At 55.0% G+C, this 24,544-nt stretch carries 25 protein-coding genes; 11 read left to right on the forward strand and 14 right to left on the reverse strand.

The window, feature by feature from the left end; all coding sequences use genetic code 11:
- Positions 1-13: 13 nt before the first annotated feature.
- Both CCASEI_RS03545 and betT read right to left on the reverse strand, forming a co-directional pair.
- The gene (locus tag CCASEI_RS03545; protein WP_025387152.1) at positions 14-1,501 is read right to left on the reverse strand and encodes an aldehyde dehydrogenase family protein; all 1,488 of its coding nucleotides are present in this window, start codon (positions 1,499-1,501) and stop codon (positions 14-16) included.
- Positions 1,502-1,517: 16 nt separating this feature from the next.
- The gene (gene betT / locus CCASEI_RS03550; RefSeq protein ID WP_229255154.1) at positions 1,518-3,572 is read right to left on the reverse strand and encodes a choline BCCT transporter BetT; all 2,055 of its coding nucleotides are present in this window, start codon (positions 3,570-3,572) and stop codon (positions 1,518-1,520) included.
- On the opposite strand from betT, the gene CCASEI_RS15555 reads away from it, so the two are divergent.
- The 4 genes from CCASEI_RS15555 to CCASEI_RS03565 all read left to right on the forward strand — a co-directional run bounded on the left by CCASEI_RS15555 (position 3,517) and on the right by CCASEI_RS03565 (position 5,852).
- A complete protein-coding gene (locus tag CCASEI_RS15555; RefSeq protein ID WP_229255166.1) occupies positions 3,517-3,675 on the forward strand; it encodes a hypothetical protein in 159 nt (52 codons plus the stop codon). The genes betT and CCASEI_RS15555 overlap by 56 nt on opposite strands.
- Before the next feature lie 216 nt (positions 3,676-3,891).
- Complete coding sequence (locus CCASEI_RS03555; protein WP_225868436.1) at positions 3,892-4,173, forward strand: AbrB/MazE/SpoVT family DNA-binding domain-containing protein; 282 nt, start codon at positions 3,892-3,894, stop codon at positions 4,171-4,173.
- Positions 4,174-5,103, forward strand: a complete 930-nt coding sequence (locus CCASEI_RS03560; RefSeq protein ID WP_006821473.1) for an ABC transporter ATP-binding protein — start codon at positions 4,174-4,176, stop codon at positions 5,101-5,103.
- The gene (locus CCASEI_RS03565; protein WP_006821474.1) at positions 5,100-5,852 is read left to right on the forward strand and encodes an ABC transporter permease; all 753 of its coding nucleotides are present in this window, start codon (positions 5,100-5,102) and stop codon (positions 5,850-5,852) included. Before CCASEI_RS03560 ends, CCASEI_RS03565 begins: the two co-directional genes overlap by 4 nt.
- A gap of 61 nt (positions 5,853-5,913) precedes the next feature.
- Here the strand turns inward: CCASEI_RS03565 and CCASEI_RS03570 are convergent, their stop codons facing one another.
- The 10 genes from CCASEI_RS03570 to CCASEI_RS03615 all read right to left on the reverse strand — a co-directional run bounded on the left by CCASEI_RS03570 (position 5,914) and on the right by CCASEI_RS03615 (position 15,995).
- Positions 5,914-6,738 (reverse strand): aldo/keto reductase, encoded by an 825-nt coding sequence (locus CCASEI_RS03570; protein WP_025387154.1) that lies wholly within the window; start codon positions 6,736-6,738, stop codon positions 5,914-5,916.
- Positions 6,739-6,818: 80 nt separating this feature from the next.
- Positions 6,819-7,268, reverse strand: coding sequence for a DUF3151 domain-containing protein (locus CCASEI_RS03575; RefSeq protein ID WP_006821476.1), 450 nt, complete (start codon positions 7,266-7,268; stop codon positions 6,819-6,821).
- A 23-nt stretch (positions 7,269-7,291) separates the two neighbouring features.
- Positions 7,292-7,954: a Maf family protein gene (locus tag CCASEI_RS03580; protein WP_025387155.1), complete on the reverse strand. Its 663-nt coding sequence runs from the start codon at positions 7,952-7,954 to the stop codon at positions 7,292-7,294.
- Positions 7,955-8,098: 144 nt separating this feature from the next.
- A complete protein-coding gene (locus CCASEI_RS03585) occupies positions 8,099-8,362 on the reverse strand; it encodes an acyl-CoA carboxylase subunit epsilon (protein ID WP_025387156.1) in 264 nt (87 codons plus the stop codon).
- Positions 8,363-8,499: 137 nt separating this feature from the next.
- Positions 8,500-10,059: an acyl-CoA carboxylase subunit beta gene (locus CCASEI_RS03590; RefSeq protein ID WP_006821479.1), complete on the reverse strand. Its 1,560-nt coding sequence runs from the start codon at positions 10,057-10,059 to the stop codon at positions 8,500-8,502.
- A 120-nt stretch (positions 10,060-10,179) separates the two neighbouring features.
- A complete protein-coding gene (locus CCASEI_RS03595; protein ID WP_025387157.1) occupies positions 10,180-11,796 on the reverse strand; it encodes an acyl-CoA carboxylase subunit beta in 1,617 nt (538 codons plus the stop codon).
- A gap of 368 nt (positions 11,797-12,164) precedes the next feature.
- Positions 12,165-13,805: an alpha-amylase family protein gene (locus CCASEI_RS03600; RefSeq protein ID WP_025387158.1), complete on the reverse strand. Its 1,641-nt coding sequence runs from the start codon at positions 13,803-13,805 to the stop codon at positions 12,165-12,167.
- On the reverse strand, positions 13,802-14,026 hold the full coding sequence (locus tag CCASEI_RS03605) for a hypothetical protein (RefSeq protein WP_025387159.1): 225 nt from the start codon (positions 14,024-14,026) through the stop codon (positions 13,802-13,804). Before CCASEI_RS03605 ends, CCASEI_RS03600 begins: the two co-directional genes overlap by 4 nt.
- Positions 14,027-14,028: 2 nt before the next feature.
- Positions 14,029-14,865 carry a carbohydrate ABC transporter permease gene (locus CCASEI_RS03610; protein WP_006821483.1) on the reverse strand — a complete coding sequence of 279 codons (837 nt, stop codon included), beginning with the start codon at positions 14,863-14,865 and terminating at the stop codon, positions 14,029-14,031.
- Complete coding sequence (locus CCASEI_RS03615) at positions 14,865-15,995, reverse strand: carbohydrate ABC transporter permease (protein WP_025387160.1); 1,131 nt, start codon at positions 15,993-15,995, stop codon at positions 14,865-14,867. Before CCASEI_RS03615 ends, CCASEI_RS03610 begins: the two co-directional genes overlap by 1 nt.
- Positions 15,996-16,423: 428 nt before the next feature.
- On the opposite strand from CCASEI_RS03615, the gene CCASEI_RS03620 reads away from it, so the two are divergent.
- On the forward strand, positions 16,424-17,650 hold the full coding sequence (locus tag CCASEI_RS03620; protein ID WP_051461242.1) for an NAD(P)/FAD-dependent oxidoreductase: 1,227 nt from the start codon (positions 16,424-16,426) through the stop codon (positions 17,648-17,650).
- Positions 17,651-17,792: 142 nt separating this feature from the next.
- Here the strand turns inward: CCASEI_RS03620 and CCASEI_RS03625 are convergent, their stop codons facing one another.
- On the reverse strand, positions 17,793-19,103 hold the full coding sequence (locus tag CCASEI_RS03625) for an ABC transporter substrate-binding protein (protein ID WP_006821486.1): 1,311 nt from the start codon (positions 19,101-19,103) through the stop codon (positions 17,793-17,795).
- 162 nt (positions 19,104-19,265) lie between these two features.
- On the opposite strand from CCASEI_RS03625, the gene CCASEI_RS03630 reads away from it, so the two are divergent.
- From CCASEI_RS03630 to CCASEI_RS03640, 3 genes are all read left to right on the forward strand, one after another.
- Complete coding sequence (locus CCASEI_RS03630; protein ID WP_038574931.1) at positions 19,266-20,084, forward strand: biotin--[acetyl-CoA-carboxylase] ligase; 819 nt, start codon at positions 19,266-19,268, stop codon at positions 20,082-20,084.
- A gap of 18 nt (positions 20,085-20,102) precedes the next feature.
- Positions 20,103-20,585 carry a hypothetical protein gene (locus tag CCASEI_RS03635; RefSeq protein ID WP_025387163.1) on the forward strand — a complete coding sequence of 161 codons (483 nt, stop codon included), beginning with the start codon at positions 20,103-20,105 and terminating at the stop codon, positions 20,583-20,585.
- Positions 20,586-20,722: 137 nt separating this feature from the next.
- On the forward strand, positions 20,723-21,166 hold the full coding sequence (locus CCASEI_RS03640; RefSeq protein WP_155894811.1) for a hypothetical protein: 444 nt from the start codon (positions 20,723-20,725) through the stop codon (positions 21,164-21,166).
- Between the two features lie 37 nt (positions 21,167-21,203).
- Here the strand turns inward: CCASEI_RS03640 and budA are convergent, their stop codons facing one another.
- Entirely contained in the window at positions 21,204-21,935 is a 732-nt protein-coding gene (gene budA, locus CCASEI_RS03645; protein ID WP_025387165.1) for an acetolactate decarboxylase, read from the reverse strand.
- A gap of 24 nt (positions 21,936-21,959) precedes the next feature.
- Between budA and CCASEI_RS03650 the strand changes: the two genes are divergently transcribed.
- Genes CCASEI_RS03650 through CCASEI_RS03660 form a run of 3 tightly spaced genes read left to right on the forward strand, consistent with a single transcriptional unit; the run spans position 21,960 to position 24,215 of the window.
- Positions 21,960-23,180: a 5-(carboxyamino)imidazole ribonucleotide synthase gene (locus tag CCASEI_RS03650; protein WP_081748458.1), complete on the forward strand. Its 1,221-nt coding sequence runs from the start codon at positions 21,960-21,962 to the stop codon at positions 23,178-23,180.
- A gap of 51 nt (positions 23,181-23,231) precedes the next feature.
- Positions 23,232-23,735, forward strand: coding sequence for a 5-(carboxyamino)imidazole ribonucleotide mutase (gene purE / locus CCASEI_RS03655; protein WP_006821491.1), 504 nt, complete (start codon positions 23,232-23,234; stop codon positions 23,733-23,735).
- Between the two features lie 12 nt (positions 23,736-23,747).
- Entirely contained in the window at positions 23,748-24,215 is a 468-nt protein-coding gene (locus tag CCASEI_RS03660) for a YdcF family protein (protein ID WP_006821492.1), read from the forward strand.
- Positions 24,216-24,544 lie beyond the last annotated feature (329 nt).

The following is a 24,544-nucleotide window of genomic DNA, read 5'->3' on the forward strand; positions in this document are numbered from 1 at the left end:
TTCTTGTTCTTGGTTACTTGTTGTTGGACTTCTCTGGGAACCAACCGGTGGCTGCAGGCTCAGTGTTTTGGTAGATGTGCTTTGCCTGCTGGTATTCCTCAAGGCCAGATGGGCCGAGCTCGCGGCCTACGCCGGACATCTTGAATCCGCCCCACTCTGCCTGTGGGATGTATGGGTGGTAGTCATTGATCCAGATGGTGCCGTGGCGCAGCTTGGTGGATACTCGGTGCGCGGTGCCCTGGTTCGAGGACCAGACAGCACCAGCAAGGCCGTAGTTGGTGTCATTGCCCAAAACAATTGCTTCGGCTTCAGTCTTGAAGGTTTCTACGGTGATGACTGGGCCGAAGCCCTCTTCCTGTACTGCAGGATTGTCAGATACCACCTGATCGATCACGGTTGGTGCGTAGAAGTAGCCGTTGGCCAATTCGTCTCCACCCCAGTGGCCGCCGCAGCGCAGACGTCCGCCTGCTTCAATGCCGCGGTTGACGTAGTCGGTGACCTTGTCGCGGTGTTCCTTGGAGATAAGCGGGCCGGTCTCTGCCTTCTCATCGAATGGTCCGCCCATGACAATGCCTTCGGCGCGGCGCACCAGCTCGTCGACGAATTTCTCGGCGATGGATTCTTCCACGATAAGACGCGTACCAGCGGAGCACACGAGGCCGGAGTCCAAGAAGCCTGCGTTGAGTGCGTTATCAACAGCGGCGTCGAAGTCTGCGTCAGCAAAAACAATATTTGGGTTCTTGCCGCCAAGTTCAAGAGCTACCTTCTTAACACCCTTGGCTGCGGATTCTGCAATCTTCTGGCCCGTTGCCAGACCACCGGTAAATGAGATGAGGTCGATTTCTGGGTGGGAGGAGAGTACGGAACCGACGTTGGCGCCGTCACCCATAACCACATTGGCTACACCAGCTGGAAGTCCAAGTGAGTCGAGGACATCAGCAATCAGCAAAGTAGTGGATGGGGTGAGCTCAGACGGCTTAATGACAAAAGAATTGCCTGTGGCCAGTGCCGGTGCAATCTTCCAGGAAGCCTGCAACAGTGGGAAGTTCCAAGGGGTAATCATGCCGCACACGCCCATTGGCTCATAAGCTACGCGGGAAAGAACCGTTGGGTCACCTGCGTCGACGATACGGCCAGGGTTGGAATCCGCAATCTTTCCGTAGTAGCGGAAGCAGTTGGCGATATCATCCATATCGCCTTCCGCCTCTACCAAGCGCTTGCCGGTATCAAGTGCCTCTGCACGTGCGAATTCATCCTTGCGGCGCTCAATTTCCTCGGCGACCTTAATCAGAAAATCACCGCGCTTGGAGGCAGCGACGCCTGACCAGGCGCCAGATTCAAAAGCTTCGCGCGCGGCAAGAATCGCCTTTTCTACGTCTTCCTTGCCGCCTTCAGCTACCTCTGCAACGACTTCGCCATTAGCAGGACAGATGATGGTACGAGTGGCTCCGGAAATGGAGTCAACCCATTCACCGTTAATGAAATGTTGATTCTTAGTCATGTGAGTACTCACTTTCTTAATTTGAGTCGGCTTCATTGTCAGTCAGTTCGGAATCGACGCTACCTGTTCCATCCCATTCGGTGGGGGCGTGCGCTTCCACACCAGTAAACGATGTACCTTCAGTGCCACCCATGGCCATGTAGGTCAGGTGGGTCTCATAGGAGCTCACAACATCTGCAATGACCTGGTCTTCGGTGAAGTCCATGACGTTCACACCGCGGGTACCACGAGCAGTGAATACTTCAACGGCATAGAAGCTTTCATCATCATTGTCTTGGTGGGCCGCCCACGTTGGAACTGCGTGCATGACAGGGCAGAGCTGATATTTGAAGTCTTCTTGCTCAGGGAACTTGATGGTGACATCAACGAACGGCATGCCGTCTTCGGCTGACTCGCCCTTGGACAGAGAAACGTCTGCGCCCAATTCCCTCAGCTCTAGGGCAACAGTTTCAACCGCTGGCGTTCCAACTTCTTCAACAAATGTTCTGGCCTGATCTGGTCCTGGGAAGGCCATGCGGCCAGCCAAGCGTTCCTTCCAATCCAACTGATCGGTCACCGCAGTTATGCCTCGCGATGCGAGAGCCACCGATTGCATTCTGGAGTCCAGACTGCGGGATTCAGCGCGCAGGGCTTTGAGGACACTGGCCATGAGCAGGTACATCACGACTGAGAACGGCAAACCAATAAGAACGGCAGCGGCCTGAAGTGTGTAGACGCCGTCAATGAAGAGCATGACCAGGGTTAGTGCGCCGGTGACTACGGCCCAGAAGATTCGTAGCCATGGTGCGCCATCGGAGTCTTGCAGTGACGCGTGCGATGTCATGTTGGCCATGACCAGCGACCCGGAATCGGCTGAGGTGATGTAGAAGAGCATGCCGACGAACACCGCGACAGCGATGAGGAATGTACCGCCGGGGAACTGCGATAGCAGGTTGAAGAAACCTGATTCGGGAAGCTCAACCGCCTCTTGGAGGAATGCGTCATCACCGTCGCGGAAGGCAGACAGTGCTGCGTTACCAAAGATGGAAACAAACAACAGGATGAATCCGAACGGAATGATGAGCACACCGAAGATGAACTCTCGCAGCGTACGTCCGCGTGAGATACGTGCGAGGAACAGACCGACGAATGGCGCCCAGGCCATCCACCATGCCCAGAAGAACAGAGTCCAGTCGCCCAACCATTGCTCAGCTGGGTAAGCAGGCGCGCCTTCGGTGTAAGCGAAGTTGTTAAACAGCATGCCAGGGAAGCGGCTGAAAAAGTCACCAATATTCTGCACGAGCTGGCCTAGCAGCTCTGCGGTCTTGCCAGTGATCAAAATCCACAACAGCAGACCAACCGCGAGCAGTACATTCAGCTCGGACAGTCGGCGAATGCCCTTATCCACACCGGACACCGTTGAAAGAACTGTAATCAGAACGGCCAAAGCAATCAGTGCGACCTGCACTGCGGAGTTGGTAGGAAGTCCGAACAATTCTGAAAGACCGTAGTTCAGGAAGACAACGCCGATACCCAATGAGGTTGCGATACCAAAGATGGTTCCTAGCGTTGCAGTGACGTCTACGGCATTTCCGGTTGCACCATGGATGCGCTTACCGAAGATGGGTGCAATCGCGGAGCGGATGCTCAGCGGCAAGTGGTAGCGGTAGGCAAATAGTCCTAGCGCGACACCCATGAGCGCGTACATGGCCCATCCGGGAATGCCGTAGTGGAACATTGTCCAAATCGCTGCCATTCGGGCTGCTTCATCAGAGAGCGGCTCGGCCTCTGGTGGCGTGAGATAGTTTGTTGCTGGACCGGCGATGGAGAAGAACATCAGGTCAACGCCGATGCCAGCGGCGAACAGCATTGAGGCCCACGTAAACATTCGGTATTTTGGCCTCGAATGGTCTGGGCCGAGTCGTGTGTTTCCTACACGCGATAGCGCGACGATGACCACGAAAAGAACGATGATGCCCGCGGTCAGAATGTAATACCAGCCAAGATTTTCGGCGATCCAGTCCATGGATCCGAAAATGACTGTTTCAGCTTGTCCGGGCGCCACCCAAGCCCACAGGACAAATGCGATGATTAAACCTGCAGCTGTGAAAAATACAGGTTTATTTACAGTTGAATGCTTGAACTCTTCTGAAGAATTAGTGCTTGTTGGATCTTCAGAAGTTTCTCTTTTATGAGATTTGGCAAGGTATGCCATAAACCCTCCGTAATCCTTTTGCACGAAAAATGCCTGTGCAGGCACTCGTTCCAGAGTAGGGGGCTAGGGAGATTAAATCAAAGATAGCCCCCTTTTATAGTTATATAAATTTTTCAAGTGAAAACCTATATAATGCGCCGCATTTTGATTGGTCCTTCCCGCGGGGTGGTATAACAAGTTATACTTGTGGAACTTCATGCTTTTTGTGGAATCGAGTAGTGAGGAAGAGAACATGGATGTGAGCCAGACACCCCCGCCTGGAAAATTTGCAGCAACGGTTAAGGTCGGGCCGAAGGGGCAGGTGGTCATCCCGAAAGCTGCGCGGGATCTGTTTGATATCAAACCGGGCGACACTTTGCTTTTGCTTGCCGATGCCAACCAAGGCATTGCCTTGATGCGTCAAGAACTACTAGATGAGATTGTTGCTAAAGCAATGCCAGGTCAGCCGGGCATGCCTCCACAGGGTGGTGAAACCTAAATGGCTAACGTAGTGCAATGCCGCAATGTCGTTAGAGACTTCGGGCGTTTTCGCGCGCTTGACGATGTTTCTTTCGAGGTCCAACACGGCGAAATCTTCGGAATTATCGGACCCAATGGGGCAGGGAAGACCACCCTTCTGAATTGTTTGGAAGGCTTGGACCGTCCCAGCTCTGGAGACATCGAGGTGCTGGGCCTTGACCCAGTCGGGGAGAAAGATGCGTTAACCCAGCGGGTCGGGGTGCAATTGCAGAATGCTGCGTTGCCACCCCGGCTTACGGTTCGGGACGCTCTGGAAATGTATTCAGCTCTGTATGTACGTACTCGTCCCTGGCGAGATCTGCTGCGGGAGCTTGGTATCGAAGATAAAGCAAATACCCGAATTGAAAAGCTATCCGGTGGTGAACGACAGCGAGCATTTGTCGCTCTTGCATTGCTGAACCAGCCAGAGCTTGCATTCTTAGACGAGCTCACCACGGCTTTGGACCCACAATCCCGGCGGAATATGTGGGAGATTATCGAGCAAGTAAGAGACAACGGAACCACGGTAGTGCTTACTACTCATTACATGGAAGAAGCCGAACGACTTTGTGACCGCGTAGCAATTGTTGACGCCGGGCGTTTAGTCGCGATGGATACCGTTCCAGCACTTATCCGTGAACATGGCGGCGGCACCAGCGCAACCATCACGCTGCATTCGGCGCCAACTGAAACGCTCGATCTGTTTGATATTTCAGGATTGACTCACTGTCAGGTCAATGGCAGTGAATTGAGCTTCCATGGCTCTCCAGAAGCGCTCCAGGCTGTGTTGATGAAACTATCTGAAAACAATCTGACTATCGCAAGCTTGGATACGACGAGTCCCAGACTTGAAGACGTATTCCTGGCTCTTACCGGCCGAAGTATTGAGGCAAAGGAGAAGGCATCATGACTACATATCGCGCTTTAGTAACCGCGCTTTGGCGTTCTCAACGTCGAGACCCTGTGGGACTATTTTTCTCCTTCGCATTTGCTCCGGTACTCGTAATCATTCTCGGAGCCATCTTTGGAAACGATGCACGAGCAGAGTTCGGTGGCATGGGTTTTCTTGACGCGACCTTGCCAGCATTCGCATCTCTAGTCTTAGCGATGATCGGAGTGCTACAAGTTCCAGTTGCAATGCTTACCCTGCGCGAATCAGGTGCCCTGCGGCGTCTTAGCCTCACACCGCTGCGCCGCGGTACTTTTGTTGCCGCAGCTCTCACCGTTCACTTTGCGGTGGGAATATTGGGAATGCTCACTGCATTGACTCTCGGCGTCCTAGCCTTTGGAGTATCTCTACCCAGCAACATCGTGGGTGTCCTAGCTGTTTGCGTGGTTGGGCTGTGCGCATTTTTGGCGCTCGGCTGCGCACTGTCAACCATTTATCCCTCAACAGCAGCGGCAACTGGCCTTGGCAATATCTTGATGATCTTGCTCATGCTTACATCGGGAGCATTCAGCCCATTGTCCGCGATGCCCGAAGGCATTCAGAACATTATTAAATACTCACCCGTTCGCTGGTTTGTGGATGCCGCCCAGCTGTCCTGGGCTGGCGACCCATTACGCGACATGGTGGCTCCCGTGATCTTACTGCTCATCGTACTAGTCGTGGCTGGCATCATCGGAATCACGCGATTTCGATGGGACGTCGCGCACTAAACAATTGCACTTAAGCCTGATGCACTGCTCGGTATTTCACTCGGTGCACGAGGAAGTTTGTTTAGAATTCCTCGTACACCGCGGGGTCTTGGTCCTTGATGCGGCCATTGGGGCGGCCGAGCGCGGTGATTGATTCAATCTCTTCGGCGCTGAGCTCAATGTTCACAGCATCCAAGTTGGACTTTTGGCGTTCCGGCTTGGTGGATCGCGGAATTGGAACGATACCGCGTGCGTGGTGCCAGGCAAGCGCGACTTCGCCGCCGCCAACACCATGGTTCTGACCGATCTCCGCCAAAAGGGGTTCCTCAACAAGTCCGCGACCGTTGCTCAAAGGACTCCACGCTTCGGTGATGATGCCGTGGGCATCATGCCATTCGACCAGCTCTACCTGCGGGAAGTAGGGGTGCAGCTCAACCTGGTTCACGGCGGGCAGCTCACCGGTTTCTTTCTCCAGGCGTTCCATGTGCTCAGGCAAGAAGTTGGACACGCCGATGTGGCGAACAAGGCCGCGGTCGCGTGCATCAATGAGCGCCTGCCACGCCTCAACATACAGATCTTGGCTCGGATTCGGCCAGTGGATAAGCAACAAATCCAGATAGTCCAGGCTCAGCCGGTAAAGGCTTTCCTCGATCCGCGGGCGACCAAGCTCAAACTTGTGAAAACGGCCCGGCAGCTTACTTGTCACAATGAGTTCATCACGCGGCACACCAGACTTACGCAAGGCCACACCAACCGCGCCTTCATTTTCATAGTTGTACGCGGTATCAATCAGGCGATAGCCGGTCTTGATCGCCGAAGTCATGGCCTCAACGCCGGCTGCGCCATCAAGGTGCACCGTGCCGAAACCAATGGATGGAAGCTGGACTTTTGGTTCAATCTTGGTCATGGCTGCCACAGTAATGATAAAGCCTGCGTCTCTCACTGAAAATATGAGAAGCGCAGGCTAATGAGGTAGAAAACTAAATATTATTCGTTGTCGAGCAAGGTGCCGACGGAGGCTGGGTCGGCATCGGAAAGCATCTGGCGAAGACGGTCATACTCCTCCGACTCACCAATAGCCTGCGAAGCGTGACCAAGCGCAGCAATAGCACGCAGCACACCCTGGTTAGGCTCATGATCAAAAGGAACCGGGCCCCAGCCCTTCCACCCATTACTGCGCAGACGATCCAACCCGCGGTGGTAACCAGTGCGGGCAAAAGCATAAGCGGTGATGAAAGCAGAAGGCTCAGCCTCCGCATTGTCGCCTGCGGAAGCCTTAGCTTCTTCTAACTCGGCCTCCGCAAGCACAGCCCAGGCATAAGGGCTGGCAGGGAACTTGGCTGCCAGCTCACGTGGGGAGTTGGCTGAAGCCTCGGCCAATGCCGGATCTTCGGGGAGTTTAACTGGTGGTGGCGCAAGCATGTCTTTCATTTCCATGCTGACCAATCTACCTGGCAGCCCTAGTTTGTGACAGGCGCCAGGGGTGCAGCGGAATCCGCTGTGGTCTCTTCGGCGTCGGCCTTAGTGGTGCACGGCGTCCAGAACTCACTGACGGACAGCCCGAAGGAATACAAGGCGCGACGTACAACCGGGAGCGAGAGGCCGATGACCGATGAAGGGTCGCCTTCAATGCGGTCGATGAACCAACCGCCGATGGCCTCCAGCGTGAAAGCGCCGGCGCATTCGAGCGGCTCTTGTGTGGCGGCATAGGCACGGATATCAGCCAGGGTGGCCTGTGCGAAGCGCACGGTGGTCTTAGAGGTCTCAACGTGCATCTGGTCGCCCCAGATGACGCAATGGCCGGTGAGTAGCTCAGCGGTCTTGCCGGCTTGCTGCTCCCAGCGGGAGATGGTGGCATCGATAGTATGTGGCTTGCCTTGTAGCTGGCCATCAAGCAGCAACATGGAATCACCGCCAATAACAACATCATTCGGGAAGTCAGGGGCTATCTTTTTAGCTTTGGCAACAGCCAACTGCGAAACAACCTCGGCGGGGGCAGCGTCGCCGAGAGAGTCAATGAGAGATGCTTCATCCACGTGTGCCGGGCGCAGAACCGGCTCAACACCCGCGCCGCGCAGAATTGAAGCGCGTGATGGGGATTGAGAAGCGAGAATAATTTGCATGCGGGGAATTCTAGATCACTATCTAGGGTGAAGCATAAAAAGAAGCGGTGGCGCACAGACGATTGAAATCGTGTGCGCTACCGCTGCTTAGCTGAAACTAATGACCATCCTGACTGAGAAGCACGGACGATAATGGCCGAGACCCTAGTAAAAGCGAACGTTCTTAAACGCAGCTGGGTTGAACTGCAGCTGGGAGTTGAAACGGTCCTCGGGACGACCCCACAGGTTGCGCTCACCGTGCTTGGACACGCCAGCACCAGCAGCGTCGCGCCGAGCTTGGTTGGAAAGCTGTGCGAACACGGCAGTCAGCGCAGCAATCTCACGTGCGGAAGGATTTCCCTTGACCACGCTAAACAGTGGTGCTGAGGTGGCCTTGTCGGCGTTATCAGTAACAGTCGAAGTGGTCATGTCTTCTCTTCCTTTGGTGTTTTACACCCTGTGCGGCAGTTTCAGATTATTTCTTAAGACTGCCACAGAATGTGTACGTGGTCTACAGCTACGAAAAGTTTTACACTCTTCTGACAGCATGCGGGGTCAGTGTGGGGTTATAGCGTGATGTTGCCGTGCTTTTTCAGGGCAGCTGGAACAACCTTGCGTTCAAGAAGGCGCAGGCCTTCAATCAAGTGACCGCGGGTTGCAGCAGGAGAGATAACCGCGTCCACCATGCCGCGCTCAGCAGCCTGGTATGGACCCATGAACTTCTCTTCCAGCTCAGCCTTTTGCTCTTCGGTGGCGTCTGCGCCGTAGATGTCTTCGGCAGCCTGGGAGGTCTGCGCGACAGCAATCTCAGCGGTTGGCCAACCATAAGCAAGATCCGCACCCAAATCCTTGGAACCCATGAAAACGAATGCTGGGCCCAAAGCCTTGCGGGTGATAACCGTAATCTTGCCAACGGATGCTTCCGCGTAGGCATAAGCAAGCTTGGTGGCACGACGAACCAAGCCAGCCTTTTCTTCCTCAGCGGAAGGCACGAAACCAGGGGAGTCTACGAAGGTAACAACTGGGGTGTTGAAAGCGTCGCAGGTGCGGATAAAACGAGCTGCCTTTTCCGCCGCTGCCGAGTCCAGCGCGCCAGCATTAGCCATTGGCTGGTTGGCAACAACACCGACGCTGCGGCCCTCAATACGTGCAAAACCGGTGAGCACGTTGGGGGCAAAAGCGCCGCTGACTTCATAGAAGGAAGCGTCATCCACGACGCTGTCTACAACCTCGCGCATGTCATAAGCAGTAGAAGCCTCATCCGGGATGATATCCAGCAGCTTCTTATCTGCCTCGCTGATGTTGTTAGTAATGGAACCTGCCATGATCTCTGCCTCGGTGCGAGGAGCTTCCGCACGGTTATTCACCGGCAAGTAGCTCAACACATCACGCGCCATGAGCAAAGCCTGCTCATCAGTTTCAGCAATGATCTGCGCGGTGCCATTTTCACAGTGAACGCCAGCGCCACCTAGTTCAGCAGCAGTGACATCCTCACCAAAGACCTGCGCCACAACACTTGGACGTGCCTGGTGCAACGCCGCCTGCGAGGTCATAACAACAACGTCGGAGAAACCAGACAAGAATGACGCCATGCCCTCAGTATCACCAACAACAACGGAGACCTGCGGAATCAAACCAGAAGCTGAAGTTGCACGAGCCATGATGCGGCCGTACATGCCTAAAGTGACAATGCCTTCCTGGACACGAGGACCAGCAGAAGCATGAATGCCAACAATAGGAACACCAGTCTTGAGGGCTAGGTCGTAGATCTTGATGATCTTCTCGCCATTAACCTCACCCAAGGTGCCCTCAAAAATGGACTCGTCCTGGCTAAACACGCAGACCTTGCGGCCGTCCAAGGTGCCGTAACCGGTCACAACACCATCGGTGGATGGCTTGTTGTGCTCACGGTCAAAGTCCACGGAGCGGTGGCGTGCAAGTGCGTCAGTTTCAACAAAAGAACCGGCATCGAGCAAAGCATCAATTCGGGTCCGTGCAGTGAGCTGGCCAGCTTCTTGGCCACCGTCAACTGCGCCCTCACCCAAGGGGTTTAGGGATTCGGTGACGCGTTGATCTAAGTCTTCGATCTTGCCGGCAGTCGTTTTCAGATCCGGTTTTTTAGTCATAAACAGCTAGTTTACAACCCCGAACATGCTTCGACATAGCGAGGCCGCATTCACCCATTGACAGTCGCCATGACTGTCATAGGTGAAGCGGTGCTTGGCCGATATTCGGGGAGTTACTTCTTACAGCGGGATGTTGCCGTGCTTGCGGGCAGGACGTGCAACGTTCTTGTCGGCGTACAGGCGCAGGTTACGTGCAACCATCTGACGGGTCTCAGATGGCAAGATGACTGCGTCGATGAGGCCGCGTTCTGCTGCCTTGTAAGGGTTGAGCATGTGGTCTTCGTATTCACGCTCGAAGGACTTAGCCAGCTCAGCTACGTCCAAGCCCTTCTCGTGTGCCTGCTTGAGCTCCTTGCGGTAGATGAAGCCGACAGCACCAGATGCGCCCATCACGGCGATCTGCGCGGTTGGCCATGCCAGGTTCACGTCAGCGCCTAGGCCCTTGGAGCCCATCACGCAGTATGCGCCGCCGTAGGCCTTGCGCATGGTGATGGTGATCTTTGGAACGGTTGCTTCACCGTATGCGTAGAGCAGCTTCGCGCCGCGACGCAGAATGCCGTTGTGCTCCTGGTCTAGACCTGGCAGGAAGCCTGGTACGTCCACGAGCAGAACCAGTGGGATGTTGAAGGAGTCACAGGTGCGGATGAAGCGTGCAGCCTTCTCCGAGGAGTCGATGTCCAAGCAGCCGGCGTAGACGGTTGGCTGGTTAGCAACAAAGCCTACGGTCTGGCCTTCGATGCGGCCTAATGCGATAACGACGTTCTCGGCGCGCTCAGCCTGGATTTCCATGAACTCGCCGTCATCGGTCAAAGACTCGATGACTTCGCGAACGTCATATGGCTGGGTTGGGGAGTCTGGGATGATTTCATCCAGCTTGAGGTCATCAGCGGTGATTTCATCGATGAACTCGGTGTCTTCCAACGGTGCTTGCAGGCGGTTGTTGGAAGGCAGGTAACCAACCAAGTCATGTACCCAGTCCAGTGCCTCTTCATCGCTTTGTGCGGTGTAGTGGGAGTTACCAGCGTTGATCATGTGTGCAGAAGCGCCGCCCAATTCTTCCTGGGTGATTTCTTCACCGGTGACGGTCTTAATAACGTCTGGGCCGGTGACGAACATCTTGGACTTCTTGTCCACCATGACAACAAAGTCAGTCAGGGCGGGGGAGTAAGCGTTACCGCCGGCACATGCGCCCATGATGACAGAAATCTGTGGGACGACGCCGGAGGCGTTGATGTTTTGGTAAAAGGTCTGGGCAATCCAGTCCAGGGAGACGGAGCCTTCCTGGATACGGGCGCCAGCGCCTTCGTAGAGACCAATCAATGGGCGGCCGGTGGTGATGGCCAGCTCCATAATCTTGATCATCTTTTCGCCATAAACTTCGCCGAGTGCGCCGCCGAAGACGGTGCCGTCCTGGGAGAAGATGCAGACTTCGCGTCCGTCGATGGTGCCCCAGCCGGTCACAATGCCGTCGGTGACAATCTTCTTCTTGGACATGCCGAAGTCGGTGGTGCGGTGCTTTGCCAGCATGTCGGTCTCCACGAAGGAGCCCTCATCGAGCAAGTAGTCCAGGCGATCGCGTGCGGTGAGGCGGTCCTGTGCGTGAACCTTCTCAACCGCGGCCTCACCCATAGGTAAGGTCGCTTCAGCGCGGCGACGCTTCAGTTCGGCAAGTTTGCCTGCGGTGGTGTTGTCGTCTTCCAAGCTGTCAAGATCCGTGAAAGGTGAGGAAATGGTCATGTTTCGAAATCCTAGACTCTATTCCTGCCGGAATCCACCATTGAATCCCGGTGATTTCAATCACAAAACAAAATTGCGCAGGTCACGGGCTTAAAGCCGCTCGAAAAAATATGAGAATTTCCTCGTGTTTTGACGAAGGTCACTCATTTTCCGAAGCAAAACTTAAACAAAATGCCATCCACAATCGCAACAGCGGCTGCAATTACAGCTGTAGTTGGAGAGACATCTGGACAGAAACCGTGAACCTGAAAATCACCGCGACTGGTAAAACCGCGGGATATCTAGGGCAGAGAGCGAACTCACTGTTATAAAAGTTTACTCCCCGCTAACCGTCGCAGGTGCGGTTATCGGCGAGTAAAAGTTGCTTTCTATGCTGTTAGCCAGACAAAGCCAAAGCCCGGGAGTGCGTCGCCGGAGTGGACTTCGGCGGCGGTGTCGAAAGAGCCGATGACCACGCGGCCCACGCCGTTAACGCCAGCTAGGGCTTGGGGAGGGATGGCAATCGGGTGCGGGGCAAAGTTATACAGGCACACCAGCGGCGCAGAGCTTATCGGATCAGAAGGGATAACGCGGTCTTCAGCCTTGAGTGTGCGGGTAACGGCAAGCAGGGAAGGCTCAGCCACGTCGATGGATTCATAGTTGCCAATGCCAAGTTCAGGATGCGCCTTGCGCGCAGCAATCAGCGAGTGCACGAAGCTCAGCAGGGAATCCGGGTCGTGGCGCTGTTCAGAGACGGACAGGCCTTCGCCGCCTACGATAGGAAGCTTCGGTGTATCGGAGGTGGTGAAACCAGCACCCGGGCCGGGCTCCCATTGCATCGGCGTGCGCACAGCGTAGCGGTCGGGCAGGGATGGTTCATCATGCATTCCTAGTTCTTCGCCGTAGTACAAAAATGGCGCACCAGGCAGGCCGAACATCAGCGCGTACATCAATTCAATCTTGGCGCGGTCATGGTCCATCAACGGAGCCAGACGCCGCGCAATACCAAGGTGCGCACGCATGGAATCATCGGGAAGATAAGACGAGTACATCAGCTCACGCTCAGGGCCGGAAACCATTTCCAGAGTGAGCTCATCATGGTTGCGCAGGAAGTTACCCCACTGCGTGCCTGGTGGTAGATGCAGTAAGTCCGGCATGATTTCAATAATCGGGCTTGCCTGACTGGTGGCCACCGCCTGGTAGAGCCGGGGCATTAGCGGAAAGTTAAACACCATGTGTACGCGGTCGCCGTTGCCAAAGTATTCACGGGTCTCGGCAGGCGGCTGGTTGGCTTCCGCAATCATGAAAGCATCAGGGTAGTGCTCATCAACGTGGGCACGCAGCTTTTCGATGAATTCTAGCGTCTCCGGGAGACTCTCCCCACCGGCGCCATCACGTTCATATAGATAAGGAATAGCATCAAGGCGGAAACCATCGAGGCCCTTGTCCATCCAAAAATCAATGAGGGAGAGCACCTCTTTGTGCACAGCGGGGCTGTCATAGTTGAGGTCCGGTTGCTCTTTGTAGAAGCGGTGGAAGTAGTACTGCCCGCGCACTTCATCGAAGCTCCAGTTGCTGGATTCGGTGTCGGTGAAGATGATGCGGATTTCCGGATAGCGGTTCGGGTCATCGCCCCACACGTAGTAGTCGCCATACGGACCATGCGGGTCTTTGCGGGACTCTTGGAACCAGCGGTGGTCCATGGAGGTGTGATTGAGTGCTAGGTCTGTAATCAGTTTCATGCCGCGGGCATGGATAGCTTCGATGAGGTCATCAAAGTCTTCCATGGTGCCGTAGTCCGGATGAATCGCGCGGTAATCCGCAATGTCATAGCCGTCATCGCGCAGCGGGGAGGCATAGAAAGGGGAAAGCCAAATGCAGTCGATGCCTAACCACTGCAGATAGTCGAGCTTTTCTTCCACGCCTTTGAGCGTGCCAATGCCTTCACCGGTGGTGTCGTTGAAGACACCCACCAGGATTTGGTAGAACACAGAATTTTCGTACCAGCGGTGAGTGGTTGGTTTCGTCATGAGTCATCAGAACTTTCTGTGTTGAGATGGCGAAAATACTTCTTTTTAGCGCGCAGCAGTCCCCACATTCCGAAGGTGAAGCCTGCGGCTAGAAACCCTGGCCATACTGCTGGCGCAGGGGCAAAGACGTTGAAAATTGCTTGGACATAAGTCATCAGGGTGATAAAACCCAGGAAACCGATTCCGGAATCCCAAAGAAGGCGGGCTTGCTCCGGATGCATTCTTAGCCTTTCACGCCGCCGGCGGTAAGGCCGGCAACAATACGGTGCTGGAAGACAAGAACCATGATGATCAGTGGAATGGTCACCAGCGCACCCGCAGCCATGGTGGAGGCGTATGGGTACTCAAATGCTGATGGACCAGAGAAGCGCGCGATGGCAACGGTGACTGGTTCGGTCGCGGTGGTGGACAGCTGACGCGCCAACATGAACTCATTCCACGTGGTGATGAATGCGATGATGGCGGTGGTAAACAGTGCCGGTGCTGCCAGCGGCAAAAGAATCAAACGGAATGCCTGCGCCTTAGTCGCACCATCCACGCGCGCTGCTTCTTCGAGCTCCCACGGCAGCTGCCTAAAGAAGCTCACCAGTGTGTAAATGGTCAGCGGCAGAGCGAAGGAAATATTCGGAATGATCATCGCGCGGTACGTACCAATCCAGCCCAAATCACCAAAGAGCTGGAACAGCGGAGTGACCAGCGCGATGCCCGGGAACATTGAAGCCGCCAGAATAATGCCAGTGACAATGCCTTTGCCGGGGAAGTCCATGCGCGCCAAAACATAGGCGGTAAATACGCCAATCGCCACGGCTAACGCGGTGGTACACAGGGAGATCAGCAAAGAGTTACCAATCGCGCCGAGGAAGTCATTGCCCTTATCGGTTGCCAGCGCATCCTTGAAGTTCTGCAAGGTAACGTGCGTTGGCCACGGAGTGGTGTCAAAGGTGTGCCGGGAGTCGCGCAGCGCGGTGACAACCATCCAGTAAAACGGTGCCAGGCCCCAAAACATGATGAAGATAATGCCGGCGTAGTGGCCGATTTGTGAGAGCTTAGATTGTTTCATTAACGCTCCTCCTTCGCACTATCACCTGTTGCAGCACCCGGTGAACCGCCTACTGAACTGTCCGGTGAACTCACAACCCCTGTCGGTTGAAGCTCACCAGATTCTCCTGCAGCTGACGAAGCTGTCGGATCGGAGGCTTCGTCCACGTCGGTGGTTTCACCGCTTTTCTTAATCGGCTTGTGTTTTTCCATGCCGGTTCCGCCGGCGATATCGGCGCCGAGGAACTTAATGAGGGTAAATGCCACGGCGAAGATCAGTAGGAAGATCAGCGTCGACATTGCCGAGGCTGAGTTGAAGTTGCCCTGGCGCATATCCTCTACAACCAGCTGCGAGATGGTTGCGGTAGGCGAGTTGGAGGAACCAGAAATCATGATGACCGGAAGGTCGTACATGCGCAGTGCATCCAAGGTACGGAACAAGATGGCTACCATCAGCGCTGGCTTAACCAGTGGCAGCGTGATGTGAACGAAGGTCTGCCAACGTGAAGCACCGTCAATGCGGGCAGCTTCATAGACGTCCTTTGGAATCATCTGCAGACCAGCCAAAATCAGCAGCGCCATAAATGGAGCCGTCTTCCACACATCGGCGATGATGACGGCCAATCGCGCTGCCCACGGGTCGGTGGTCCAGTGGATTTGTTGATTCAGAACAGAGTTCACAATGCCTTGTGGTGCGAACATGAACTGCCACAGCTTCGCGGTTACGGCAGTTGGAATCGCCCACGGAATAAGCACTGCCGCGCGAACCAGGCCGCGGCCGCGGTACTCACCGTTCATAATCAGGGCCATCATGATGCCAAGGATGGTTTCCAACAGCACGGTGGTGACAGCGAAGAAAATGGTGATTTTCACCGCTGGCCAAAAGTCCGTGGCAATAACGCCTGGGGGACAGACGGTGACCTCACCTGATGGTGACATACAGCGGTTGGTGATCCAGTACAGGTAATTTTCTAGTCCGGCGAATCCACCTTCAACAAACGTGCCGGTCTCTGGATCCAAACGGCGGTTGCCTTGGAAAGAGAGCATGATGGCGCGGATGACGGGGTAGCCGATGACAACGGCCAAGGTTAATAGCGCAGGCGTAATTAATAACGCTGCGGGGAGATGCCGCTTGGCACGGGAATTTTTCACAGAAATAGTGTCATTCCTTGGTTTACTCGTGCACTGGAGCCCGTGTAGCTGTAAACAATCGCAGACACTTTGCTGGTGTTGCCCGTCACGCCATACTCGACCCAGAGCGTCTTGCCACTTGGTTGTTTAAATAATGACACTAGCACCCGCACTGGGGAAGAGAATGACTAATAGCGGTTTGTTTTCTCACCTTGATGAGGGTGGGTGCGCGCAGTACTGTCACCAAGATTTCGGCGTTCGCACAGCGACCAACCCCGAAAGAGCTTAATTTTGGTCAACTACACCACCTAACTAGTCAATTGGTGATGTTAGGTTGCATAATTATCCGGTGAGTGACAGCTCGCATTTCTGTTGGGGTGTCGAAAAGGAATACTTCAGTACTTTCTCGAGGAGGATACGTGGCACGAGCGATTATCGTGGGCGCAGGCATGGTCGGTTTGGCTACAGCTTGGCACCTGCAGGAACGCGGCTATGACGTCAAAGTTGTGGACCGTGATGGTGTCGCAGCTGGTTCGTCATGGGGCAACGCAGGTTGGCTAGCACCGGCTAAGACCATTCCATTGGCAGAGAGCGGCCTGTGGGGACAGGCTCCATCGCTGTTGCTGGATCCAGATGCAGCATTGTCAATGCCATTCAAGGTGGATGTTCGCCTGTGGAAGTTCCTAGCGCAATTTATGGCGCACGCTTCTGATTCTGCATGGGATAAGACCATGGAGAAGCTGACCCCAATTGATAAGGTCGCGCTTGAAGCTTTCGATGAGCTGGAGCTCGGCGGCGTTGAAGCTAAGTCCCACGAGGGGCCATTCGTAATCGGCTTCAAGTCTGAGCCTGATTCCCGTGGATTCTTCAAAGAAATCGCCGGCTCAATTCGCTATGGCCAGGAAGTTGAAATCAACCGCGTGGATGATCCTCAGTCCATGGTTCCGATTCTCTCTGATGAGATTCAGGCCGTGTACCGCCTGGAAGGCCAGCGCTTTATCGAGCCAGGCCCATATGTTGAGGCCATTGCCAAGGCTGTCACTGACCGTGGTGGCGAAGTAGTCACCGGCAAGGCCGTCGAATCTGTTGAGGGCGGCGCAAAGGCAGCTGTTGTTTACTCCGACGGCACACGCGAGGAAGCAGACAAGGTTGTTGTCGCATCCGGTGCATGGCTATCGGATCTGGTTCGTGACCACGGCGTCAAGGTTCCGGTTCAGGCTGGCCGTGGCTACTCCTTCTCAGTTGCAACCCCAGAGCCAATCAAGCACTCTGTCTACCTGCCACAGCAGCGCATTGCATGTACCCCTTACCAGGGCCGTTTCCGCATCGCCGGCACCATGGAATTCCGCGACCCAGATGATCCTTTGATCCCACGTCGCATCGAATCCATCGTCAACAACTCCCGCGTCGCATTCCGCGATGTCGACTTGGATGACCGCCAGGATGAGTGGGTAGGCTCCCGTCCAGTTACCCCAGATGGACTCTCTTTGATTGGTGAGACTAAGTCCCGCAACGTATTTGTTGCCGGTGGCCACGGCATGTGGGGCATCGTCTTGGGCCCAGCAACCGGTAAGTACCTGGCTGAGCTCATCGACACCGGTGTCACCAATGATGTCATCAAGCCAATGGATCCACTGCGCAAGAACCTGACTTCGGTCAACCCATTCAAGAAGTAGGTTGAGCAGGCCGAAAACTGGCTTGCTTAACTTTTCCGCTCGCTTTCACGAAGAAACCGCAGCGCCCCCACCTTCAGGGCACTGCGGTTTCTTAGTTTTTACTGCTTATCGCTTCGTGCTTCTTGCGCAGCAGTGGTTGCTCTTAGGAAGCAGACTCGATAGCTGCCTTCATATCAGCGGTAGCGTCATCAACAGACTTGCCGTCGGTCAGCGCAGCGTATGCGTTGTCCTGGATAGCCTTAGAAATTGCTGGGTAGAACGGGGAAACCGGACGAGGAGAAGCGTTCTCCAGGGATTCCTTCAGCGCTGGCAGGTAAGGGAACTGCTCAATCAGTGCTTCATCGTCGTAGATGGAAGCCAGAACTGGTGGGAAGGAACCTTCCGCGAAGGAGGTCTGGTTTTCTTCGTTGATGATGAACTCGATGAAGTCGCGGGCGGTTGCCTTGTTCTCAGAGTTCACGTTGATGCCGTTGTTGTAGCCACCCAGGGTGGAAACGCCAACGCCGTCCTGGCCAACCAGTGGCTGTACCTCAACCTTGCCTGCGGTCGCTTCAGCTTCCTCAGCGTTGGTGTACATGTAAGGCCAGTTGATGGCGAATGCAGAGTCGCCTTCGGTGAAGGTCAGGTTGGTTTCTTCCTCGGTAGCCGCGGTGGACTCACGGGAGATGGTGCCATCCTCGTATGCGTCAACTAGAGCCTGCAGGCCAGCCTTGGATTCATCGGAATCAACGGTCACGTTGCCGTCTTCATCCAGAACCTTGCCGCCCCAGCCTTCCATGAAGCCAACGGTGTTCACAGTCAGACCCTCGTACTGCTTGAGCTGAGTGGTCAAACATGCGGTGCCGTCTTCGAGTGCCTCACATGCGGAAGCCAGCTCATCGAAGGTGGAAACCTCTTCTGGTGCCAGGTCAGTGTTGCGGAAGAGCAGCTGGCCGTTGGTGTTTTGTGGCAGTGCGTAGAGGGTGTCGTTGTAGGTTGCAGACTCCACGGTTGCTTCCAGCAAGTTGGAGGTGTCAACTTCCAGCTCGCCTTCCAGCGGTGCAAGCCACTGGTTGGCAGCAAAGTCAGCGGTCCAGATGACATCCAGCGCCATGACGTCATAGTCAGCGTTGCCTGCCTGCAAGGACTGCACCAGGGTTTCGCGCTGCGCGTCGGCTTCACCGGCGAGTTCTGACAGAGTTACCTCTTCATCAGGGTTTTCTTCATTCCACTTTTCAATGATTGGAATGAGCTTGTCAGTGTCGTTCTTGCCCATGGCGAAAGTGATTGGGCCACGGCCTTCTTCAGAAGCGCCATCATCGGTGGCGGCGTCATCAGATGCTGCGGAGTCTTCACCAGTATCGGTTGCGGAATCCGTGGATGAATCAGAAGAACATGCGGATAGGGTCAATGCTGCAATCGCGGTGGTAACTACAGCGCCAGTGCGAGCTGAGCGGAAGAGGGACTTCTTCATGTTGGTTGCTACCTTTTCTTTTATGGAACACCAGTTGGAATTACCCTAAGATACGGGCACTACCCAGCGGAAGCTTTTGGGGAATTTCCCCCGCGTCGGGGGTAGAAAAACAGTGAATTATATCGGGTAAAGTTCATAATTTCGGCAAGTATGCTGGAACGCATGAGTAGTACAAGCGCGAAAAGCGAAGAACTAGACCTTGCCCGTATCCGCACCGATTTGGTGGAAAGCGGGCTGTATTCTGCAGTGGATCACACCGCGCAGACGGGGTCCACTAACACTGATTTGATGCAGGCTGAGGTAGTGCAGGACAGAGCAGTTTTGCTTGCCGATGAACAAGTCTCCGGCAAAGGCCGCCTTGGTCGCGTGTGGTCTGCACCTGCGAAGACACAAATTATTCAGTCGGTTGTTTTATTGCCGCGCTCTTTGGACCACCTTGGAACGCTGCCGCTAGCGGCGGGGCTGGCGGTCACTGACATTGTGGAAGGAGCGCAGTTGAAGTGGCCAAATGATGTCCAGATTGAGGGCAAGAAGCTCTGCGGCATTTTGGCGGAAGCAGGTCCTGTCGGTGGGGCAGCGAGTGGCAAGGGCGGAAGCTTTGGCGCTGCGTCAGCAGGGGAGCCGGCGGCGCGCGTGGTGTTAGGGCTTGGACTCAACGTGTCTTTGAGCAAAGAGCAGCTGCCCATTGAGAACGCGACGTCGCTTGTGCTGGAAGGTCAAGAAACAGATCGCACTGAATTAACCATTGCTTTGCTCACCGCATTGCACAAGCGCCTTAATCAATGGGAAAACCAGGACCCAGAATTGATGAAGGACTACCGCAAAGTGTCCTCATCCATCGGTATGAGTGTGCGGCTGGAAGCACCCACCGGAGACATTTATGGCGAAGTGCTCGGTGTTGCGGATGACGGTCGAATCAACGTTGGTGGGCAGTATTACTCCGCCGGCGATGTGATTCATCTTCGTCCTGACAACCGCTAACTAGTAAGCTTGGAGCCCATGAGCATAGTCAAGATGGGTCACGGTGAGGTCAAGCATGTTGATGTCACCGCGCCGTATCGCGCTTTGCTGTGGCCAGTACTAGAGCTGGTCCTTATAACTGGCATTTGTTGGATTGGTATCGGTTGGCTCGATGTCCAGGTCAATAACCAGGCCTTTGACGTGGCTATTCGCAACGCCGTGGTTGCTATTTGGGCAGCGCTATCGGTGTGGCGTTTTGTCATTCCGGTCATGCGTCACCGGCGCAAGCGCTTCATCGTGACCAATCACCGGGTTATTGCACGCGCTCCGACCTTCCAGGGACAGATAGACTCTATTCCGTTGCGCGATGTCGTTGGGGTGCGCCGTCGCCGCGGCGGAATCTCCCTCGCTATCCGTGGTTATGACCGCGCCATCCATTTCCCGGACGTGCCTAAGACCAAGCGCATTGAAAAGGTGCTCAACCAGCAGCTTTCAGAGATGGCCTCTCCCATCTGGCGGTAGTGTGACCGTCTCGGCCTTTGCGACAACGCCTTGCCTGTGGATAACTTGCCTGTTTCGTTGACGTATCACCGTAGTTATCCACAGGTTTTTCAATTGGCACTAGCCAGGGCTTGCGCTAGCGGTTTAGCGTTAGTGGCATGAAAAATTACAAAGCATTCATACAAATTAACAGGCAAGGGATCGGCATATTTCGCTCCATAGGTGACCGATCAGTGGAAGAAATGATGAGCGATGGTCATTCAATGCACATGGCGAAGAAATACCGGGCCATGGCCGATCTCCTCTTCGGTCCCACCGATGCCCCAGACCTTCAACGCGAGTTTGTCGCGTTGGGAGAAAAGCGAGAGTTAAGCCTAGAGCGCCTACTGATGATTGAAAAGCACGCTGGCAAGCTGAAGAAGCCAGGGGCAGCCTGGGCACTGCGTTCAGAACTCGTTGCGCTTGAGGGAACTTACGAAGTAGTCGATGACTATGGCCGAGAGTGCGTCAAGGTAGAAGCGCGGCGCGAAGTCGAAGAAGCTCGGCGTGCTGCAACCGGAAGCTCAGAGAGTATCTTCTCCAAGCGGACAGCTCGCAACTAAAGCCGTAGGCTTAAGCCCTGAGCTTAAGCCTACGGCTTTAGTCCTTGACTTCGGTGGTGTGCAGTTGCTCGTCGAGGTCTTCCGGCCACAGGTTGGCGCGGGAGAACTCGCGGGTCATCGGCAAGCGAAGCTCTAAATCCGTACCCGGGCACAGCTCAATGGTTGCGGTATCGACTACGTAGTCCAGCACATGACCGCCGCGGCTGAAATCTGCATCAATGAAATGCATGTGGCAGCCCGGCACATTCACGCCCTTTTCAAACACCGGCGTGCGGAAACCACCGAGAGTGCCGGCGACATTGGTGAAGGTGTGCTCGGCATCATCGGAAACCGCATCAGTCATGGGAGGGTATGGCTTTTCCTGCTTTGTCACCGTGCGCACTTTGACCGAAGAAAAAGTGCCGGTGATACGCACCGCGTACATGTAATTAGCGGAAGGCTCTACCTCATCAATGAATGCACTAAGCGCTTTGCGCTCCATATTGTGGGGCGCTTTATACGTTATGTGCGGCACAAACTTCGTGGCTACAGCGAAAGGCGTGTGCAGCTCAGTGCTGGCCTCACGTGCTGTGCCATCACTGAGCAACTGGTAGCAGGTGCCATCCAAAATGATCATTTCCCCGTCTAGGGCATCAAAAGTGCCAATCCCGAAGTCCCCCTTTTCCAATAATTCTCCGATTGACATCTCACCGTCATAGATTCCATCCAGCAGTGCGGTCATTAGCGAATTTTGAAAGATACTGTGTCGTGGCCAAGTAAGGTCAGTCATGTACATGAGGCTAGTATTGAACGCGTGAGTGAACAAGGATCAAACCCAGAAGGTAACCCACAAGCACACGTTTCCGGCATGCCGGTCATCGCTGTTATTGGTGATGGACAGCTGGCGCGCATGATGCAGACGGCTGCGATTGAACTTGGCCAGTCCCCGCGGCTGCTAGCCGGCGCGCGTGATGCTTCGGCGGCGCAGGTCTGCGCGGACGTGGTCCTTGGTGACTACACCAAGTATGAGGACCTGCTCAAGGCAGTGGAAGGCTCTACCGCGGTGACTTTTGACCATGAGCATGTTCCTAATGAGCACCTAACTGCTCTGATTGACGCTGGCTACAACGTGCAGCCGCAGCCTTCTGCGCTGATTAATGCGCAGGACAAGCTGGTTATGCGCGAGCGTCTGACCGAACTGGGTGCTCCGCTTCCGCGTTTTACCGCTATTGAATCGGCACAAGATGCTTATGAGTTCTGGACCTTGACCGGTGGTCAGGTCTGCCTGAAAGCGCGCCGCGGCGGCTATGACGGCAAAGGCGTGTGGTTCCCGAAGGATGAATCTGAGCTGACGGCTTTGGTCTCCGATCTAACTCGCCGTGGAGTACCCCTGATGGCTGAGGAAAAGGTCGCGCTTGTTCGCGAATTGTCCGTATTGGTTGCCCGTACTCCATCCGGGGAAGTTGCTTCCTGGCCTTTGACTGAGTCGGTACAGCGCAATGGCGTGTGTGCTGAAGCTGTAGCTCCGGCGCCGAACATGAACCCGGAATTGAAGAAGCGCGCGGAAGAGCTCGGTGAGAAGATTGCCACCGAACTTGGCGTCACCGGTGTTCTGGCTGTTGAGCTCTTCGCATTCACCAATGACTCCGGCGAAGAAGACATTGCCGTCAATGAGCTGGCAATGCGCCCACACAACACCGGTCACTGGACCCAGGATGGTTCCGTAACCTCGCAGTTTGAACAGCACTTGCGTGCGGTCATGGATGAGCCTTTGGGCGACACCGCGGCGCTTGCGCCAGTAACCGTTATGGCCAATGTCTTGGGCGCGGACACTGATCCTGAGATGCCGATGGGCCAGCGCGCGACTGAGGTATCTCGCCGATTCCCACGCGCCAAGATTCATCTGTACGGCAAGGGACATCGCCCAGGCCGTAAGATTGGCCACGTTAACCTCACCGGCGATGACGTGGAAGCAACCCGCCGCGACGCACGCCTGGCAGCTGACTTCCTGGTCAACGCCACGTGGAGCGATTAATAGGTTAAAAGACTTATTAATCGGAATAAGCAAAAGCACTGGAGGAAAGACATGACTGCACCACTCGTAGGCCTCATCATAGGCTCTGATTCTGACTGGCCAACCGTTGAGCCAGCCGCAGAGGTTCTTGCGGAGTTTGGTATTCCATTCGAGGTCGGTGTGGTTTCTGCCCACCGCACCCCGGAAAAGATGCTGGATTACGCCAAGAATGCACACACCCGCGGAATTAAGACCATCATCGCGTGTGCCGGTGGTGCAGCGCACCTTCCGGGCATGGTTGCTGCGGCAACCCCGCTGCCAGTCATTGGCCTGCCCCGCGCGCTGAAGGATCTGGACGGCCTGGATTCCTTGCTCTCTATCGTGCAGATGCCCGGCGGGGTTCCCGTAGCAACCGTGTCCATCGGTGGCGCGAAAAACGCTGGCTTGCTGGCCGTGCGCATTTTGAGCGTCGGCATCCCAGAATTGGTGGAGCGGATGGTTGCGTACCAGGAAAACATGGCGAATGAGGTTGAGCAAAAAGATGCTAACCTGCGCGCCAAGCTGATGGGTGAGTAGAGCGTCAACGCCATGAACCGTGCTGACCCCATTGTGGTTTTAGGATCGCGAGTGACTAATGGTCAACCGGGAGCCTTGTTGGTATCCCGTTTGAACAAAGCCCTGGTTGTCGCACAGCAGTTTCCTGAAGCAAAAGTGATTGTTTCCGGCGATGGGGAAGCGGTTGTGATGAGCAGGTACCTCATTGACCACGGCTTTGATCCAGCGCGCATCGTGGAAGAGCCCACTGCGACCAGCACAAATGAGAACCTCGAAAACTCCCACGCTCTAGCCAAAGATGCCAGGGTCCTGCACGTGGTCACTAATGAATTCCATAGCCTGCGCACCAGGCTATGGGCATGGCATTTGGGCATTCCCATCAAAATGCACCAGACTTTAACTCCGAAGAACTACCGTCTGCGCAACTATTCGCGGGAAATCCTTGCCACCCCGCACTCTGCCGCCCGAATCCTGTGGCGCAAATTTCGCGCCCGATTCTAAGGCGGACTGCTTTCGACGGGAGCATCGAAAAGCTTTTGCTTAACGTGGTTCTGCGAAGAATCTTCCCAGCGAGCTTCGCAAATCTTTTACCCCGGATTAGTGTGTTGAATCATAGGCAAACTTGTCTTACTCCTAGAACACACTAATATTTCCCTCAAGCCACATGCCGATATCTGCACCACCACTGCCCGATTATCGCTGCGAGATGCCCCCACCCAGAGGGCAGAGGCCACCTACACATTGGCCTTGGTGAAGTACAACAATCAAATCTCTTGCATCGCGCCATGCCCACATCGCATGCGCTGCTGGATGCAGGAGTCTTTATTATC

Source organism: Corynebacterium casei LMG S-19264 (genome assembly GCF_000550785.1).
GTDB lineage: Bacteria > Actinomycetota > Actinomycetes > Mycobacteriales > Mycobacteriaceae > Corynebacterium > Corynebacterium casei.

Excerpts from the sequence above, each read along its gene's own strand:
- CCASEI_RS03635 (WP_025387163.1), top strand. The coding sequence starts at position 20,103 with ATGAGCATAGTCAAGATGGGTCACGGTGAGGTCAAGCATGTTGATGTC.
- CCASEI_RS03565 (WP_006821474.1), top strand. The coding sequence starts at position 5,100 with ATGACTACATATCGCGCTTTAGTAACCGCGCTTTGGCGTTCTCAACGT.
- CCASEI_RS03570 (WP_025387154.1), bottom strand. The coding sequence starts at position 6,738 with ATGACCAAGATTGAACCAAAAGTCCAGCTTCCATCCATTGGTTTCGGC.
- CCASEI_RS03575 (WP_006821476.1), bottom strand. The coding sequence starts at position 7,268 with ATGGAAATGAAAGACATGCTTGCGCCACCACCAGTTAAACTCCCCGAA.
- CCASEI_RS03630 (WP_038574931.1), top strand. The coding sequence starts at position 19,266 with ATGAGTAGTACAAGCGCGAAAAGCGAAGAACTAGACCTTGCCCGTATC.
- CCASEI_RS03620 (WP_051461242.1), top strand. The coding sequence starts at position 16,424 with ATGGTCGGTTTGGCTACAGCTTGGCACCTGCAGGAACGCGGCTATGAC.
- CCASEI_RS03580 (WP_025387155.1), bottom strand. The coding sequence starts at position 7,954 with ATGCAAATTATTCTCGCTTCTCAATCCCCATCACGCGCTTCAATTCTG.
- CCASEI_RS03610 (WP_006821483.1), bottom strand. The coding sequence starts at position 14,865 with ATGAAACAATCTAAGCTCTCACAAATCGGCCACTACGCCGGCATTATC.
- CCASEI_RS15555 (WP_229255166.1), top strand. The coding sequence starts at position 3,517 with ATGACTGTTTCAGCTTGTCCGGGCGCCACCCAAGCCCACAGGACAAAT.
- CCASEI_RS03555 (WP_225868436.1), top strand. The coding sequence starts at position 3,892 with ATGCTTTTTGTGGAATCGAGTAGTGAGGAAGAGAACATGGATGTGAGC.
- CCASEI_RS03600 (WP_025387158.1), bottom strand. The coding sequence starts at position 13,805 with ATGACGAAACCAACCACTCACCGCTGGTACGAAAATTCTGTGTTCTAC.
- CCASEI_RS03660 (WP_006821492.1), top strand. The coding sequence starts at position 23,748 with ATGAACCGTGCTGACCCCATTGTGGTTTTAGGATCGCGAGTGACTAAT.
- CCASEI_RS03590 (WP_006821479.1), bottom strand. The coding sequence starts at position 10,059 with ATGACTAAAAAACCGGATCTGAAAACGACTGCCGGCAAGATCGAAGAC.
- CCASEI_RS03625 (WP_006821486.1), bottom strand. The coding sequence starts at position 19,103 with ATGAAGAAGTCCCTCTTCCGCTCAGCTCGCACTGGCGCTGTAGTTACC.
- CCASEI_RS03585 (WP_025387156.1), bottom strand. The coding sequence starts at position 8,362 with ATGACCACTTCGACTGTTACTGATAACGCCGACAAGGCCACCTCAGCA.
- CCASEI_RS03605 (WP_025387159.1), bottom strand. The coding sequence starts at position 14,026 with ATGCATCCGGAGCAAGCCCGCCTTCTTTGGGATTCCGGAATCGGTTTC.
- CCASEI_RS03640 (WP_155894811.1), top strand. The coding sequence starts at position 20,723 with ATGAAAAATTACAAAGCATTCATACAAATTAACAGGCAAGGGATCGGC.
- CCASEI_RS03545 (WP_025387152.1), bottom strand. The coding sequence starts at position 1,501 with ATGACTAAGAATCAACATTTCATTAACGGTGAATGGGTTGACTCCATT.
- CCASEI_RS03595 (WP_025387157.1), bottom strand. The coding sequence starts at position 11,796 with ATGACCATTTCCTCACCTTTCACGGATCTTGACAGCTTGGAAGACGAC.
- CCASEI_RS03560 (WP_006821473.1), top strand. The coding sequence starts at position 4,174 with ATGGCTAACGTAGTGCAATGCCGCAATGTCGTTAGAGACTTCGGGCGT.
- budA (WP_025387165.1), bottom strand. The coding sequence starts at position 21,935 with ATGACTGACCTTACTTGGCCACGACACAGTATCTTTCAAAATTCGCTA.
- purE (WP_006821491.1), top strand. The coding sequence starts at position 23,232 with ATGACTGCACCACTCGTAGGCCTCATCATAGGCTCTGATTCTGACTGG.